Below are 15560 nucleotides of genomic sequence, written 5' to 3' on the forward strand. Positions count from 1 at the left end.
TTGTACAGGTGATTCACTTCAGTCTATCTTTGTGGGAGAATTTTAAGTTCTAAAAACCACAAATGAAATGAAAAAAATAAACACATTGATGAAGAGTGTAGTGGCTGGAGGATGCTTTTTGATGAATTTCGCAAACGCACAAGTTGGCATTAATACATCAAATCCTCAAGCTGTCCTGCATGCCGATGGTGCTAAGGATAATCCCGCCGCCGGAATTCCAACTGCCGCTCAGGCAGCCAATGATGCAGTGTTCACCGCTAACGGAGAAATAGGAGTGGGAACGCTTACCCCCGCAGTAAAAATAGACGCACGCTCTGCTAATAATTCAGACAATTCTATTGGAGTAGGTGAGACTACTCAGACGGCAGCTGTAGCGGGATCAGGAGCGATGAGGTACAATCCGCTGAATGGAGGAAAAATGCAGTATTCAGACGGCGTTGTATGGCAGGATCTGATTTCTTCCCCCACAAAAGCGGTCGTAGTCGCTAATATCCAGGCTGCTAATTTTGCCGTTAAAATCCCTTATCAGGTCTCTACCGGAATCGCTGGATGGACGGAAATTTCTGATCCTACCGCCAACTTTACCCCCGGAACAGGAATCTTTACAGCCCCTAGAACCGGTGTTTACTTAGTTTCCTTTACCTACGATTTTGTTAGAATTCCTATTGTTTCAGGATATTTTTCCGAAGCCAGATACGTTGTGAATGGAAGCAGCATTGTTAAAAAATGCGTAAAATCTTTTTCGAATACCTCAAAACAGGCACAGGTTGCGGGTTCATGCGTTGCAGGAGTTCAGCTCAATAAAGGAGATACTTTTCAGCCCCATATTTACCAGTCGGTATACAACGGAAGCTTAAGTCTCCGTACCGATACAACACCTGCAAGTAATGAGTACGGTTTTGTGAATCTTTCCATTGTAGAACAATAACACACTTGATATGAAAAAAAGATTAGCAATTGCTTTAATGATCGGCGCAGGTCTGTTGATTAAAGCACAGGTCGGAATCAATATGTCCGCTCCTCAAGCAATTCTCCATGTAGATGGACAGAAAAACACAGCTCCAGCAGTTCCTGCCAGCTATTATGATGACGTGGTTGTGACTTCTTTAGGAAATATGGGGGTTGGGACAAAATCACCCAAAACAAGACTGGATATGAGGTCTGATGACCGTCAGAATGCTATAGGTATCGGTGGAACAGCGCAGACGGCCTCTGCAGCAAAAGCCGGGGCGTTGAGGTACAACTCAGGAACTCAGGACCTGAGCTACTCCAACGGGACTGTATGGACTGCACTGGCACACAAAGCGCCCAACGATTTTGTGGATGCTGAAAACCCTTCGAAACAGAGCTTCACCAGCGGAACACAGACTATAGTGACAAACTGGACGAAAAAAACAGACGTTAATGGAAGCTTTAATGCTGCAACGGGAATTTTTGTGGCATCAAAAACCGGTGTCTATATCGTTTCTTTCACATTTTCTTTGGCTTCAGGTACTATTGCCAACGATTCTCGTTACGAAACCCTGATCCAAACCAATTCCGCATCCTCAGCAACCAATAAGGTTTTCAAATGTGTAGGAAGTTACCCGGGAACGAATGGACTTTCCAATCGTGTTGCCGGAAACTGTTCCGGAATTTTTAACCTGACTCAGGGTGATAATATTACCGTAAACCTGAATCAGGCTTTAGGTACATCAAAAACACTGGATGCGGATGCCACACTGACTTCTTTAAGTATTTTCGGATTATAAAAACAGCAATGATGAAAAAAAATTTTGTATTAATTATCTTAGCCTTAAGTTTCAACGTTGCATTTTCGCAAGTCGGAATCAATACCCCGAATCCAAGAGGAATTCTTCACACGGACGGGCAAAAAGATAATCCCACATCAGGATCTTCATTTACTCCGGCCCAGCAGATGAATGACGTTCTGATAACCAGTACCGGAAGAATAGGAGTAGGAACTATTAATCCTGCAGTAAAAGTAGATGCCAGAAATTCCGGAAACGGAGCCATAGGTTTTGGAACTTCTTCCCTGACAGCTTCAACAGCCGATGAAGGTGCGGTCCGCTACAATACCGGGATGGAATATTCTAATGGAAATGAGTGGCTTCCCCTTCTTACTGCCCAGCCAACCGTCAATAAAGTCATTGTCATCGCTGCCAAAACAGACAACACCGTAAAACTGTTGAATCCTTCTGCATTGGTCACTACAGGATTACAAAACAGGGCGAGTAATTATCTGGTAGGTTGGACAAAAGCTTTTGAAAGCAATTCGGGAAATACCTTTAATGCTTCGACAGGAATTTTTACAGCCCCTCGAAATGGAGTGTACGTGGCCTCTTTCACGACAGACCTGGCTCCTCTTGCCATCAATTATACGGTAGATCCATTAAATCCGATTCAGATAGAAGCGATCTGGCAGCTATATGACAACACAACAGGCGTTTTTGCCACTAATATTGTCAACACCGTAAAATGTGTGAATACCATGTCTTCAAACAGCAACGGAAATATTGATGCCGGAAGCAACTGTACAGCTTCTTTTTATATGACGACCGGGCAGCGTTTAATGCCTTATATCTGGTTCAATCTGAATGGTTTAAATACAGCAGGGTTTTCACTAAACAATACCGGAGGATATAATAACCTGACGATAGCAGAACAATAAAGTAAGCTGAGTTTGGGATAAGATATTTCAGTTTTTTTAATAGGTAAGGAAGCTTGAGGCTGGAAGAGAGAAGTTATTGAGACGCTAAAGACAACTATAAATCATTTTATTGATTTTTTTAATACAACACCATCAAACTTTACAATAAATCCAATAATAACTTCTCTCTTCCAGCTTTCAGGCCCTCAATTTTCTTAACCTGAACTTAAATTAATTAAGAAATTTCCTCAAGTGCTTTGATGAAAGCAGAAGGATGCATTCCTGTAATTTTTTTAAATTCAAGGGAGAAAGCGCTGTGGGAAGAGTATCCTGTGATTTCTGCAAGGTGATTGATCTTGTATTTACGGTATTGGGGCTCTTTTTTCAGTTGATCAACGATGTGGTTGATTCTCAGATGATTGATGTATTGGTTGAAATTGAAATTTTTATGCTTCCTGATTACCGCAGATAGGTACTTGGTATTCACATTCAATGTGTTGGATAAATTGTACCGTGAAATATTTTTATTATTAAACTCGAGATGTTCTTCAAAAGCTTTTAAGCCTGTCAAAATATGTTCTTCTGCTTCAGGGGAAATTTTAATATCTGCAGGAATGTTGTTCCCAGATGGGGCCTCAGTTTCCTGTGGATCTTCTTCATAGGCAGCCGGAGTGATCCCTTGCTGGTAAATCTGGGCTACCGTTTTTTTATGTTTTTTTCTTAGGTTGATGATGTTATATACAACTACTCCCAAAACAAGAAGCAGAATCATACAGGTGGCAATCAGTCCTTTTGAAAGGCTATGGCTTTTGATGAGTTGCTGGTCAAAATTTTCCTCTTTTTGGTTAAGGGTTTTATTAACAGCCATTTTCTGATTATAGGCGATACTGTCCTTTAATTCAAGGTTTTCCAGTTTGTATTTCCGGACATTTGTAGGGTCTCCCAATTTTTTATAAGCTTCCTCAAGGCTTTTGGTAATTTCTATTTTCTTTTCATTAAAACCATATTGATCTGCGATTTTTAAAGATTTCTGATAATATAAGACCGCACTGTCCGGTTTATTCTGCTGCGAATACGAGAAGCCTATATCATGAAGAATATTGGATCTCAGATAATGATTATCATTCCCAACTAGTGCAAGTGCTTTCACAAAAAAAGACTTGGCTTCATCAAATTTCTTTAATTCAGACAAATTATAGCCCAGGTTGGTGTATGCAGAAACCAACAGCTCATTCCGTCTCGAAATATTTTTGATCTGTTGAAATTCCCGGACTGCATTTTTAGAATAGGATTCCTTTTTTTTATATTCATTCTGATTGAAAAGAATTAAAAAAGAGTTGTAGATCATTCCTTTCAACTCATGTCCTTCATCGGTATTTTCATTTTTTATTTCAGATAAACCTTTGTTCAGGCTTTCCGAAGCTTCCTTTAAAAGTCCCAGTTTTGCATATTGCGTTCCCTGCATTCTGTAAGCCAGTGCTTTTCCCGGTGCGTAATGGTTATCCGTAGAAATCTTCAGTGCCTTTTCTGCAAAATCGAGGGTGCCTTTAGCATCTGATTTCAAATAGCTGTTGAATGATTTCAGATAATAGGCTTTCGCCAGATAATTGGGCTGATTCTTTCTCTGAGCAGAATCTATAATGCTGTTCAGGACAATTTCCGAACTATCCGGATTTTTGGAAGCCAGTGACCGCGCATATTTGTATTGCCCCTCAAAATCATAGTTTTGAGAGAATATAAGACCTGAGAAGATAAGGAAGAGAAAGAATGAGATTTTTTTCTCCATTTGTGTGTATTGTGTTTATTTTTTTTCGTACTTCCAGTTTCTGGATTTTCCTTCGGCTATCCATTCCAAAGATTGTTCCATTCTTTTATTTCTGGTCGCTTCGGTTTTAGCTTCAGTGATCCAGTTAATATACTCTTTCCTGAAAGACGGTGATCCTTTGCCAAAAATTTCCAAAGCTTTTTTATTTTTATTCAAAGCATTTTGAAAGTAATCCGGAATCTCGGTTTCTGTCTTAGTTGGCGGAGCTTTTTTCATGGTAACTCCCATATCAATAAGTTCCATCGCTTCTTTAATTGCTTTTTTTAGTTGAATCCTGGGTGGAAGATCTTCAATTTTTGTAATCTTTCCTAAGCTGAACATAGCGTTTTTTTCAATGCCACTGGTGATTTCCTGCATCGTCTTCATTTCCTTTTCCAGCCAGAATCCGAAGGTACAGTGCTGTTTGAAGGAAGCCATCGCACAGAGGATTTTTCCCTGGTACATAAAGTGTGGAAAACTCCACTTCATGGTTTCCTCAGCATCCGGACAGAATTCGTGGATAATTTCACGGATATAATGTAAAACAGGCTTGGCAAAATCCTGCGATTTCTCAATATAGGTGTCTATTTTCGGGCTGTATTTTTCCATACGTTTTACTGGAATAATTTAACGGTTTCGTTAACAAGGAATTTTACCTGATCCGGTCTTCCTCGGTCGTTTTTAGGATTATTGCTGTAGCTTCCTGTTCTTACAATCACCATCTGATGCTCAGGAACCATAATGATGTACTGACCCTGTAATCCGAGGAAATAATAATGTTTGATGGGATTGTCATGATTAATCCAAAGGCCCATTCCGTAAATCTCTTTAGATTTTTCAGTAGGTGTTCTCATCTGTTCAATAAAATCAAGATTGAGAATTTGCTGTTCTCCCATCTTTCCGTCATCTAGAAACAGCTGTCCAAGTTTCGCATAATCTCTCGCATTGGAGTGGATGCAGCAATACGTTTTCTCCATTCCATGATTGTCGGTGCTCCATGAGGCGTTCTGTTCCATGCCCATTGGAATCCAGAATTTTTCGGATAAATAGCTTGCTAATGTTTGGTTCAAAGCCTTTTTTAAAGCAAATCCGAGAAGCTGTGTAGATCCGCTCTGGTATTCATACCGGGTGCCGGGTTCTTCTTTAAATCTTCTTGAAAACACGACTTTTATGAGATTTCTGCCGTAATAGGCTTTCGCATTCGGAAGAAAAGGATTATTGTAATCTTCATCCCAGTCCAGTCCGCCTTCCATTTGGGCTAAATTTTTGAGCGTCACCTCATTTCCGAATTGTTTTTCTTTAAATTCAGGGTAAAAGTCGGAGAGCTTTTCATCAATATTGTTAATGATACCTTCTTCCAAAGCTTTCCCCAAAAGCATTACCGTTACAGCTTTAGCCATAGAAAAAGAATTGCTTTGTGAAAGCTGATTATAGCTATCCCAATACTGCTCATGAAGAATTTTCCTGTTTTTTATAACGACAAAAGCTGCTGTTTTGGAATGTTTTAAATCTTCAATCACATTTTCAGGCAGTTCCTTTTTGTTGTAGTCGGAATCTTCCGCCCACAGTTCAGGTTCCTCGGTAGCGATGAGGTTTCCGGGAAAGAGCTTCCCATCGTCGATATAAGCGCTTGACTTTCCTTTGAGATAGGTTTTGGAAATCCCACTGAATAAATAGTCGTATCCCAAAAGATAAACAGCGGCTACTCCTATGGCTGCTCCGCCTATTACGTATTTTAATGCCTTCATATGATCATGAGTATCAGTCTCAAACAAATTTAAAGTAATTTTGATAAGAAAAGGAGAAAGCAACAGTAAATAAACTATTTTTGTGATTATTGATGAAAAATATGACCAGAAAACTCATTGTATTCGTGTTTTTCATTTTTTCAGTGATGGGAACCGCCCAGACCTATAAAATGATAGACACCGCAGACTATTTGCAGAGAAAAGAATTTTTAAAAAGTTTTGCCGGAAATAACGAAGGTTTTATAAAAAAATTAAGATCGCAGTATTCCGGGAAGACAGGTTCAGAACTGTCTAAAATTTATAAGGAATTCGGAACTGATTTTGAAAAACAGGTAAAAAACAAAGATTTTATTTTTAAATCTGAATTTGAAACCGAAATAAAAACACTCATCCAGCGTCTTAGAAAAAACAATCCTAAAGTCCCACAGGACCTGAAAATTTTGGTAGCAAGAGATAATACGCCCAATGCATACTGTCTTGCTGACGGTACTTTCGTGATCAATATGGGATTATACAACTGGTTTAACAGTGAAGATCAGATTGCCGCAGTCATCACTCACGAATTGGGACATAAAATCGATGAACATTCACTGAAAACATTTTTAAGTATTATCGAACAGAATCAGCTGGATAAAATTGCTGTTCAGAATCTGAAGGAAACGACTGCGAGCCGTAGCCAGACTCAAAATAAGAAAGCATTCGACATTCTTAAAAACCGTGCTTATAAAAAAGGAGTTGAAAGAAGACAGCAGGAAATGAAGGCCGATTCACTAGGCTATATGATCTTTAAGAACAGTGATTTCAAGAAAAATGAATATATAAACGCACTTCAGCGGCTGCAGGATTTTGATACGATCTCACCCCGCGAACTGAAGATGGAAACTTATAAAAAACTTTTTGATCTTCCCAAACAGGCCTTCAATGAAAAGTGGATGAAAAAAGAAGATTTTTCGCTGTACAATTATAATTTTTACAAGGAAAAGCTGGATAAAGATTCCCTTGCCTCACATCCTGAGATGTCCAGAAGAATTGAAAAATTGAAAAAAACATTCCCGGAACTTAAAACTTCGGTGGAATCTGAAAAACCTTCTGATCCATTTACCACATTAAAGAAAATGGCCCGAATGGAGATTCTTCCCAATTATTTTCACTCCGAAGATTATGGACTGGGCATTTATGCATCAATGCAGTTTTTGCAGGATGGGGAAGAGGAGAAGTACTACAAAGGCTGGCTGGGAAAATGTTTTTTGAAAATATATGAAGCCCGTAAAAACTACAATCTAAACCGTTATCTCGATAGAATAGAGCCTAAAAATCAGAGTGAAAGTTACCAGCAGTTCCTGAATTTCATGTGGAATCTGAGTCTGGACGATATTAAAAATATAGCAGACTTTTACCAAAGCAGTTACCAAATAAAAGAATCCTGATAATACATCAGGATTCTTCTCTTTCTAATAGTTCAGTTTTTCTAAACGAATCTTATTGAATTTTTCTTTTTCGTTGTACTCGCGGAGAAGAATATACCCTTCTTTTCCAACGTATGGCGTTACGGCATAATTGTCTTTTTCAGAGATAGGAATGATTTCCTGCTTGAATTTTCCATCGATAACCGTATTGATGAAAAGGTTCCATTTTTTCTGCTTCGTTACTTCATCTTTCTGATAGTCGCGATAGAAGAAAACAACATCTTTTCCTCCGTTGAGGTATTGGGAGAAAAGATAATCACTGTTCACCCATTTTGTTTTTTCTTTCTCAAAAACCTTAACATTTTTGATTTTGAAATCTTTATCCGTATATACATACACAAGGTCGGTGGTTTTAGGGGCATTGTATTGACCGGCCGGTTTGTACTTTTCAGAAAGGATTCCCACACTTCCGTCATTCATAAAGAACATATCTTTGGTTTGAAGCATATACCCGCTTTCTACCATGCCGTTGGCATTGATCTTTGGAAGATAGGATGCAAAATCCGGTTTGAAATTGATCTCTTTGGTATCTACCGTAAAATCAGATTTGTTCACCATCATTCTGGCGTAACCTATGAAATCATACTTTGCGAAATTTCTTCCCAGCAGAACGATTTTGTCGTCAAATGTTTTATCATTATCAAGGCTGCTGTCATAGCCTAAAGAAAAACTGTCTATGAGGTCGATAGTAGTATCGGAAAGGCCTGTGATAGGTTTGTTGGCGGCTTCTTTTCCGGTTTTCATGTCGATTACAACCAAGCTGAAAGACTTTTTGTCGTCATCCGCCTTTTTCATGATACAGTACATGTATTTCTCATCCCTTTCCAGAACAGATAGGGTGGAGAAGACTTTTTTAGAACCGTCAGTATTATATTTATAGCGCCAAAGTTCCTTTTTATTATCGTCAAATTTAATGATGCTGTTGTTGTTCACATACTTTCCGTAGTCTTTATACTCTACGGCAAAATAGCCACCTTCCTTTACTTCTCCTACGGCAGAAACATAGTTGTAGCCTTTTTCCTTTTTCTCTTCGCGGTTTTCCTTACGTTGAGCTTTCCAGTTTTTAGGCTCATTGATCTCCTTGAAAGTACCATCCTCGAGATAATCGTAGTAAACCTTTCTTTTGATGGTATTGGTTTTCGGATCAATTACCATAGAAACCGGGGTAAAGATCTCTCTTGTTTTGACCAGAGAATAATCCATCATGGAAGGCCTTAAGATGATCTGCCCTTTAAAGTCAACATAACCACGGTAAGAACCGGCAGTAATATCTCCTTCAAACTCTTTATTGGCAACAGGGTTAAGGTTTTTATCCAGGATTACATATTCGAATTTTTTGGTCTTGTCGCCTGCCTTTCCGTAAGAATAAAGAGAGACATAGCCATAAAGATTATCTTTATCATCAAACAGGGCATTCATTCCCACATGGTCGCCGGCGGTAAGTGTTGTAAGGTCTTGGGTCTGGGAATAGGAAAAGGTTTGGAATAGTCCAAAGAGCACAAAATATATTTTTTTCATGAATTAATTTTTTTTCTGAAAATAATAAATTAATTCGAATAATGTTAATAATTCAACCTTTCTAAACGTATTTTGTTGAATTTTTCCTTTTCATTGAATTCCTGAAGGAGAATATACCCCTCTTTTGCCATGTAAGGAATTGTAATATTACTTTCCGAAGACATTGGTAATACTTCCTGTTTCCACTGTTCGTTGATAAATGTATTGATAAAGAGGTTCCATTTTTTCTCTTTATTTTTTCTTTCGGTATTGGCATAGAAAAATACCATATCGTTTTTATCATTCAGATACTGTGAAAAAAGATAGGTGCTGTTTTTTTGAGTGGGATAAACTTTGATATTTTTCAGTTTCATCGTTGGATCTAGGTTCATCATTATAATATCTGAAACTGTATTGTTTCTCCTGCTTATTTTCTGAAAAACGGCAACAATGTCTTTGTTTTTCAAGAAACTTACTGATTTTATATCAAGATCTTTAGAGTCGAAAGGATCCTTAAGCTCTTCTATGTCTTTATGATTACTGTAGACATCATCAAAAAGATGGACATCATTAAATGAAAGCTGATTGTTGTTTTTATCATAAATAAGCTTGACAAACCCTTCATTATAAAAATTGAGCGGATTTCCGGAATACCTTATTAGGGATGTTAATTTATCATCTGTATTATATTTGTTGTTTATGGCTCCGTCTACAGAATTTAAAGTGATATAAAGGTTTCTTTCATAAGGAAAAGGTACTATAGAAAGGACCTTTCCTGTTTTCAGATCAAATACCATAAAATTGTATTCTGGTGAATCCTTTTGGTATTTTATTACTTTGGTAATCAGGATATCATTATCGTAGTTTACAATTTTAAAATGAACGAAATTGTTTTTATGATCTCCGTTAAAAAACTTATAATCCCAAATTTTTTGATATTTTTCATTGAAAAGCTTCAAAGAAATATCCTTATGAAAAGGCCTCTCATGTTTATATTCAAAAATAAGTGTTTGATTGTTGTTAAGTTCAACAATTTGAGACGTTAATTTATATCCGGCAGTTTTCTTTAAATTTCTGTTATCATCTTTAAGTTCCCCATTAGTTTTGTAAGCAGATGTAGGGGTGAGATCGGTGCCATCATATTCAAAACTGTCTTTCTTTTTAATCTTGTAATCAGTGAGATTAATAATGAAATCTGCTGGAGTATAAAATGATGCATCATAAGCAAAATCGTATGCGCTATAAGAAGGAGTTATAATTAAATCTTTTTCTGAATTGATATAAGGGTAGTACTCAATGGCTGTTTCATCACTTTCAAAATTTCCGGTGGAAAGGGAATTGAGGTTCTTATCAAAAATGATGTATTCTAATTTGTTCTTTTTTTTATTGCTTTCTGTTTTTCCTAAATTATAAAGTGCAAAATAACCAAAAAGATTTTTATTGCTGTCAGATATAGATTTAAGACCTAAATATTTTCCGGCAGCTAAAGCAGCAAGATCCTGGGTTTGGGAAAAGAGTAAAGTTTGGAATAGCCCAAACAGTAATAAGGATAATTTTTTCATTATGTGTATTTGAGCAAAAATAATGAATTAGAGAATACGTCGGAAAAGTTTCAAAAAAAAGAGTATCCGCTAAATCAGCGAACTTTAAAATTTCCCATAGATTTAACAGATAATGTAGATGTTTATGCTGTAGGTAAGGAATAAAAAAGCCCCAATATTGGGGCTTTAATCTATAGTTTAGAAAGTAAATTTCTGAAGTTCGTTTTCTCGTCGATGATTCTTCTTAATTCAGAAACAGGAACTCTTTCCTGCTGCATTGTATCTCTGTCTCTTATCGTTACCGTATGATCCGTTAGAGAATCGTGGTCGATCGTGATACAGTAAGGCGTACCGATGGCATCCTGTCTTCTGTAACGTTTTCCGATGGCATCTTTTTCTTCGTAGAATAAGTTGAAATCATATTTCAGGTCGTTGAAGATCTTTTCTGCGTATTCAGCCAGACCGTCTTTTTTCATTAAAGGAAGAATAGCAGCTTTAATTGGCGCCAATGCTGGTGGTAGAGATAAAACTGTTCTTTCTGAACCGTCTTCCAGTACTTCGTCTTTAAGACAGTGTGAGAAGATCGAAAGGAACAATCTGTCTAAACCTACAGAAGTTTCCACTACATAAGGTACGTAGTTTTCGTTTCTTTCCGGATCGAAGAACTGAAGTTTTCTTCCTGAGAATTCTTCATGAGCTTTTAAATCGAAATCCGTTCTCGAGTGAATTCCTTCCAGTTCTTTGAAACCAAATGGGAAGTTAAATTCAATATCAGCCGCTGCATTCGCATAGTGAGCTAATTTCTCATGATCATGGAATCTGTAGTTGTCATTCCCTAAACCTAAAGCAAGGTGCCAGTTCAGACGTTTTGTTTTCCACTGCTCGTAGAACTCAAGTTCAGTTCCCGGAGCTACAAAAAACTGCATTTCCATTTGTTCAAATTCACGCATTCTGAAGATAAACTGTCTTGCAACGATCTCATTTCTGAATGCCTTACCGATTTGTGCAATACCGAAAGGAAGTCTGTGACGTGACGTTTTCTGAACATTCAGGAAGTTAACAAAGATACCCTGAGCCGTTTCTGGTCTTAAATAAAGATCCATCGCACTGTCTGCAGAAGCTCCAAGCTTAGTTCCGAACATCAGGTTGAACTGTCTTACCTCCGTCCAGTTTTTAGAACCTGTATCAGGATCAGCAATTTCTAATTCTTCGATTAATGCTTTTACATCAGCAAGATCCTCATTTTCCAGAGATTTTGCCAGTCTTGAAAGAATAGCCTCTCTTTTGGCACGGTATTCCAGAATTTTTGGATTCGTCGCTACAAATTGAGCTTTGTCAAAAGAATCACCAAATCTTTTCGCTGCCTTTTCGATTTCTTTATTCTCTTTATCTTCAATTTTCAAACAGTAATCTTCCACTAAAACATCTGCTCTGAAACGTTTTTTAGAATCTTTATTGTCAATCAATGGATCGTTGAAAGCGTCTACGTGGCCTGATGCCTTCCATGTGGTAGGGTGCATAAGGATCGCCGAGTCAATACCCACAATATTTTCGTTAAGCTGTACCATGGCTTTCCACCAATACTGTTTGATATTGTTTTTTAATTCGGCACCATTCTGTCCATAATCATAAACAGCGGATAAACCGTCATAGATCTCACTGGAAGGAAAAATAAAACCATATTCTTTAGCGTGAGAAATCACTTTCTTGAAAACATCTTCTTGCTTTGCCATAATTTTTTTACGTCTGATGTGCAAAAATAGTGAAAATGTAGGAAGATGGAAGCGGGAAGATGGAAGTTTTTATAATGTAGAAAATTAGAAGCCAGGAACCTGCTTTCTCTACTCGCTATTTTATTGGATTAGGCGCGGCGGCGGAGCCGCCGCGCCTAATCCAATAAAATGAGCTCAAACATGCCGTTCAATCAGGGCTAAATCATCGGAAAATTTCTACTTTTGCCCCATGTTAGAAATTCTTTATCGTGACGAGCATCTTATTGCCATCAACAAACCCAGCGGATTACTGGTTCATAAATCTTTTTATGCAGGAGAAGCAGATACTTATGCTATTCAGGAATTAAGAAACCAAATTGGGCGAAAAGTTTATCCTGTACATCGGTTAGACCGAAAAACTTCTGGTGTTTTGTTGTTCACTCTAGATAAAGAAACGCTTAGAATTATGAGCGACCGTTTTGCATCACGAGAAGTCGAAAAGAAATACATAGCCATTCTTCGTGGTTGGACAAAGGAAGAAGAAACAATCGATTACGACTTGATTAATGAAAATGAAGTCAAGCAAAATGCAGTTACTTACTATCGTCGTTTGCAGACTTCGGAAATAGATTTACCATTTTTAAAACATCAGACTTCAAGATATTGTTTAGTAGAAGCCATTCCTGAAACAGGTAGATTTCATCAGTTGAGAAAGCATTTTAAGCATATTTTACATCCGATTTTAGGCTGTCGTAAGCACGGTTGCAATAAACAGAATAAATTGTGGCTTCAAACATTTGGCATCAACAAAATGACGCTTCACGCCCATCAATTGATTTTTAATCATCCTATTTCTAACGAAAGAATTACGGTAAATGCTACTATAGATGACGAGTTCAAAAGAGTAGGAGATATTCTGAATTTCGATTTGAAATTGTATTCTTAATTTAAACGCAAAGTCTAAGAAATATCCTTGTCAAGGTTTCAAACCTTGACAAGGATATGAGTAGTATATACCCGCACTCAGATAAATCTTTTGCGTTAAAAAATATCTCTGATTTTACATATCGTTGTGTTTTATAGATAGTGTTTATAAAACATTTTTTAATAATATATCATAGGTTAACCGACCATTAATTTTAAATTAAGTATTTTTGTAAAACTTTTTTTCAATGTACAAAAGTATCATTCGACCTATTCTTTTCAAATTTGATCCCGAAGATGTTCATCACTTTACTTTTTCGGTGCTAAAGAATTTTGGATTTCTTACTCAATTATTTTTCCCTAAACCTATTGAAGATAAACGTCTGGAAAGAGAAGTTTTCGGATTGAAATTTAAAAATCCTGTAGGGTTGGCTGCCGGTTTTGATAAAAATGCCGTCTTGTTCAACGAGTTGGGAGATCTTGGTTTCGGATTTGTAGAAATTGGAACTGTAACTCCAAAAGCACAGGTCGGAAATCCTAAGAAAAGACTGTTCCGTTTAATTGAAGATGGAGGAATCATCAACAGAATGGGCTTCAACAACGATGGTCTTGAAGCTGCCATAGAAAAACTGAAGGGCAATAAAGGAAAAATAATCATTGGAGGAAACATCGGAAAAAACACCGATACAACCCCGGAAAATTATACTCAGGATTATCTGGATTGTTTTGAAGGTCTTCATCCTCATGTAGATTACTTTGTACTGAATGTCAGCTGCCCGAATGTGGGAAGCCACGCCAAGCTGGAAGATGTAGACTATCTGCGTGAGCTGATTACAGAAGTAAAGAAAATCAACCAATTAAAATCTGTACAGAAACCCATATTACTCAAAATTGCTCCGGATCTTAACAACAGTCAGTTAGACGAAATTGTTGAACTGATTGCAGAGACAAAAATTGACGGAGTAATTGTTTCTAATACCTCTGTCAACCGGAAAGGACTGAAAACCTCTCCTGAAGTTTTAGAACAGATAGGAAATGGCGGGTTGAGTGGAAAACCTATCCGCGAAAGAAGTACAAAAATGATCAAATACCTATCCGATAAAAGCAACAGAGCTTTCCCGATTATTGGGGTGGGCGGAATACATTCTGCAAAAGATGCTATCGAGAAACTGGATGCAGGAGCAAGTCTGGTACAGCTTTACACCGGATTTATCTATGAAGGTCCGGAACTGATCAATGAGATCAATAAAGAACTGTTAAAGAGAGCCAGCAGGCTTCCAAGATAAAAAATGAAAGAGAGCGTAAGGCTCTCTTTTTTATTTGGATTTCACAACAGAGGCATTTTTAGTGTCAACGGTAAAAGTGTAAGCTGGGGAAGATGCTGTCTTACCCACTTTAAATTGTAATGTTTTTCGGTCTTTAGATTTTGACTCTACAGTATCGTAAATGTTTTCAAGACAGCTTTCCGTGAGAAATTCTTCGTAATTTTTATAATTCCAGTCTTTGGTAAAATATAAGACCCTATAGCCCTTTTCCCCTTCACTGGCACCACATCTGCCACAGGCATTAAAGTTGGATGAATGTTCAAAATATAACAGAATGCGGTTCCCATTTTCTCCTGAAGCGTAAGAAATTAGTTGGTTCCCTCCATGTTTATTAATGAAATCAAAAGTATTGATCTTTTTATTGTTGGGTAATGTAAGATAATTATTAAAACGATAAATCATATCATTGCCGGTAAACAGCTGAGCAGGTTGAGCTTTTTTATTTAAGTAAAAATTTCCTGTAATAGAATTTCCTTTAAGATCACTCGGTTCAAAAATGATATATTCTTTGGGCGCCAATGCTTCCGCAATTTCAGCAGTTTTTTCTACTTGTTGAGGTGAAGTAATCTGGGTTTTAAACAGTTTAGAGCTTTGCTTCTGTTTGTTTCCAAAATAATATAGAGACAGTTTTCCGTAATCATAAATGCCGGTCAATGGTATTTTTTTCTGATATTTATCGTAATAATACCACCCGTCTACAAAATATTGATACAAGCTACAGTCGGCAATTCCTGCATAATACAGTTGCATGGTGATCGGTATTCCTGCAATTTCACCCTTGAAGATTTGCGAGGAATCTGTCACTTCTTTTAGGTCAACTTTCTGACAATAACAGAACGTAAAAAGAGAGAGAAATAAGACAATTAATAGTTTTTTCATGGTTGGTTGTGAGT

At 37.4% G+C, this 15560-nt stretch carries 13 protein-coding genes; 6 read left to right on the top strand and 7 right to left on the bottom strand.

Annotated elements, in window-relative coordinates; genetic code table 11:
* Positions 1 to 67: 67 nt before the first annotated feature.
* From HHL23_RS16340 to HHL23_RS16350, 3 genes are read left to right on the top strand one after another with little or no spacing between them, the layout of a single operon-like run.
* Positions 68 to 928 (top strand): complement C1q domain-containing protein, encoded by an 861-nt coding sequence (locus HHL23_RS16340; protein WP_169235858.1) that lies wholly within the window; start codon positions 68 to 70, stop codon positions 926 to 928.
* A gap of 10 nt (positions 929 to 938) precedes the next feature.
* Positions 939 to 1751 (top strand): hypothetical protein, encoded by an 813-nt coding sequence (locus HHL23_RS16345; RefSeq protein WP_169235859.1) that lies wholly within the window; start codon positions 939 to 941, stop codon positions 1749 to 1751.
* An 11-nt stretch (positions 1752 to 1762) separates the two neighbouring features.
* Positions 1763 to 2671, top strand: coding sequence for a hypothetical protein (locus HHL23_RS16350; RefSeq protein ID WP_169235860.1), 909 nt, complete (start codon positions 1763 to 1765; stop codon positions 2669 to 2671).
* A gap of 214 nt (positions 2672 to 2885) precedes the next feature.
* On the opposite strand, the gene HHL23_RS16355 is transcribed toward HHL23_RS16350, so the two are convergent.
* The 3 genes from HHL23_RS16355 to HHL23_RS16365 are packed head-to-tail and all read right to left on the bottom strand — an operon-like array spanning position 2886 to position 6202.
* A complete protein-coding gene (locus HHL23_RS16355) occupies positions 2886 to 4436 on the bottom strand; it encodes a tetratricopeptide repeat protein (protein ID WP_169235861.1) in 1551 nt (516 codons plus the stop codon).
* Between the two features lie 15 nt (positions 4437 to 4451).
* Positions 4452 to 5063 carry a YdeI/OmpD-associated family protein gene (locus HHL23_RS16360; protein ID WP_169235862.1) on the bottom strand — a complete coding sequence of 204 codons (612 nt, stop codon included), beginning with the start codon at positions 5061 to 5063 and terminating at the stop codon, positions 4452 to 4454.
* A 5-nt stretch (positions 5064 to 5068) separates the two neighbouring features.
* Positions 5069 to 6202, bottom strand: a complete 1134-nt coding sequence (locus HHL23_RS16365) for a serine hydrolase domain-containing protein (RefSeq protein ID WP_169235863.1) — start codon at positions 6200 to 6202, stop codon at positions 5069 to 5071.
* A gap of 101 nt (positions 6203 to 6303) precedes the next feature.
* Between HHL23_RS16365 and HHL23_RS16370 the strand changes: the two genes are divergently transcribed.
* The gene (locus HHL23_RS16370; protein ID WP_228464809.1) at positions 6304 to 7629 is read left to right on the top strand and encodes a M48 family metalloprotease; all 1326 of its coding nucleotides are present in this window, start codon (positions 6304 to 6306) and stop codon (positions 7627 to 7629) included.
* A 24-nt stretch (positions 7630 to 7653) separates the two neighbouring features.
* Here the strand turns inward: HHL23_RS16370 and HHL23_RS16375 are convergent, their stop codons facing one another.
* The 3 genes from HHL23_RS16375 to HHL23_RS16385 form a co-directional block, all read right to left on the bottom strand.
* A complete protein-coding gene (locus HHL23_RS16375) occupies positions 7654 to 9186 on the bottom strand; it encodes a hypothetical protein (RefSeq protein WP_169235865.1) in 1533 nt (510 codons plus the stop codon).
* Positions 9187 to 9230: 44 nt separating this feature from the next.
* A complete protein-coding gene (locus HHL23_RS16380) occupies positions 9231 to 10727 on the bottom strand; it encodes a hypothetical protein (RefSeq protein ID WP_169235866.1) in 1497 nt (498 codons plus the stop codon).
* A 170-nt stretch (positions 10728 to 10897) separates the two neighbouring features.
* Positions 10898 to 12439, bottom strand: coding sequence for a glycine--tRNA ligase (locus HHL23_RS16385; RefSeq protein WP_169235867.1), 1542 nt, complete (start codon positions 12437 to 12439; stop codon positions 10898 to 10900).
* Positions 12440 to 12668: 229 nt separating this feature from the next.
* Between HHL23_RS16385 and HHL23_RS16390 the strand changes: the two genes are divergently transcribed.
* Together HHL23_RS16390 and HHL23_RS16395 are read left to right on the top strand one after the other, a co-directional pair.
* Complete coding sequence (locus HHL23_RS16390; protein WP_169235868.1) at positions 12669 to 13364, top strand: pseudouridine synthase; 696 nt, start codon at positions 12669 to 12671, stop codon at positions 13362 to 13364.
* Between the two features lie 226 nt (positions 13365 to 13590).
* On the top strand, positions 13591 to 14628 hold the full coding sequence (locus HHL23_RS16395; protein ID WP_169235869.1) for a quinone-dependent dihydroorotate dehydrogenase: 1038 nt from the start codon (positions 13591 to 13593) through the stop codon (positions 14626 to 14628).
* A 30-nt stretch (positions 14629 to 14658) separates the two neighbouring features.
* On the opposite strand, the gene HHL23_RS16400 is transcribed toward HHL23_RS16395, so the two are convergent.
* Positions 14659 to 15546, bottom strand: coding sequence for a hypothetical protein (locus HHL23_RS16400; protein WP_169235870.1), 888 nt, complete (start codon positions 15544 to 15546; stop codon positions 14659 to 14661).
* Positions 15547 to 15560 lie beyond the last annotated feature (14 nt).

Source organism: Chryseobacterium antibioticum, from assembly GCF_012927325.1.
Lineage (GTDB): Bacteria > Bacteroidota > Bacteroidia > Flavobacteriales > Weeksellaceae > Chryseobacterium > Chryseobacterium antibioticum.

Excerpts from the sequence above, each read along its gene's own strand:
- HHL23_RS16390 (WP_169235868.1), top strand. The coding sequence starts at position 12,669 with ATGTTAGAAATTCTTTATCGTGACGAGCATCTTATTGCCATCAACAAA.
- HHL23_RS16400 (WP_169235870.1), bottom strand. The coding sequence starts at position 15,546 with ATGAAAAAACTATTAATTGTCTTATTTCTCTCTCTTTTTACGTTCTGT.
- HHL23_RS16360 (WP_169235862.1), bottom strand. The coding sequence starts at position 5,063 with ATGGAAAAATACAGCCCGAAAATAGACACCTATATTGAGAAATCGCAG.
- HHL23_RS16380 (WP_169235866.1), bottom strand. The coding sequence starts at position 10,727 with ATGAAAAAATTATCCTTATTACTGTTTGGGCTATTCCAAACTTTACTC.
- HHL23_RS16375 (WP_169235865.1), bottom strand. The coding sequence starts at position 9,186 with ATGAAAAAAATATATTTTGTGCTCTTTGGACTATTCCAAACCTTTTCC.
- HHL23_RS16355 (WP_169235861.1), bottom strand. The coding sequence starts at position 4,436 with ATGGAGAAAAAAATCTCATTCTTTCTCTTCCTTATCTTCTCAGGTCTT.
- HHL23_RS16340 (WP_169235858.1), top strand. The coding sequence starts at position 68 with ATGAAAAAAATAAACACATTGATGAAGAGTGTAGTGGCTGGAGGATGC.
- HHL23_RS16365 (WP_169235863.1), bottom strand. The coding sequence starts at position 6,202 with ATGAAGGCATTAAAATACGTAATAGGCGGAGCAGCCATAGGAGTAGCC.
- HHL23_RS16370 (WP_228464809.1), top strand. The coding sequence starts at position 6,304 with ATGACCAGAAAACTCATTGTATTCGTGTTTTTCATTTTTTCAGTGATG.
- HHL23_RS16395 (WP_169235869.1), top strand. The coding sequence starts at position 13,591 with ATGTACAAAAGTATCATTCGACCTATTCTTTTCAAATTTGATCCCGAA.
- HHL23_RS16350 (WP_169235860.1), top strand. The coding sequence starts at position 1,763 with ATGAAAAAAAATTTTGTATTAATTATCTTAGCCTTAAGTTTCAACGTT.
- HHL23_RS16385 (WP_169235867.1), bottom strand. The coding sequence starts at position 12,439 with ATGGCAAAGCAAGAAGATGTTTTCAAGAAAGTGATTTCTCACGCTAAA.
- HHL23_RS16345 (WP_169235859.1), top strand. The coding sequence starts at position 939 with ATGAAAAAAAGATTAGCAATTGCTTTAATGATCGGCGCAGGTCTGTTG.